This window comes from Flavobacterium sp. (assembly GCF_003525665.1).
Taxonomy (GTDB): domain Bacteria; phylum Bacteroidota; class Bacteroidia; order Flavobacteriales; family Flavobacteriaceae; genus Flavobacterium.
Map to the genome: position 1 here is coordinate 1394 of NZ_DQDX01000148.1, position 371 is coordinate 1764.

A 371-nucleotide genomic window follows, 5' to 3' on the forward strand; every position below is an offset into this window, starting at 1 on the left:
AACTCATTTTAAAAAAGGATATTTTTCTTTTATATTTTTCATTACAACTTCGTGAGGAATTCCTTTTCCTTCTTTCAAATCTTTTTTGGACTTCTCTATAACTTTTGCAAATAGAGGATGATCTTCAATGTTTACATAAGTTTTCTCTGTAGAATATTCGGCAGCTGGTTCTTCGACTTTGTTTAAGTCTAGCTTTTTATCCTTTTTATTTGAATTGTCGCTCATAGCAAATAGTTTTGAAACTCAAATATACAAATTAAATTTATTGTTGTTTTGAAAATTGAAGCAAAAGTGCACGACAAAAACTATCTAGCCCTGATTACTTCACTAGACATTTATTTTTATTTGTGTTCAGTGAACTTCGTTTGTAA

1 protein-coding gene is annotated in these 371 nt (G+C 28.6%); it reads right to left on the bottom strand.

Annotated features, from left to right (window positions below; translation table 11 throughout):
- Positions 1-3: 3 nt before the first annotated feature.
- Entirely contained in the window at positions 4-225 is a 222-nt protein-coding gene (locus DIU01_RS10350) for a hypothetical protein (protein ID WP_290834144.1), read from the bottom strand.
- Positions 226-371: the final 146 nt, after the last annotated feature.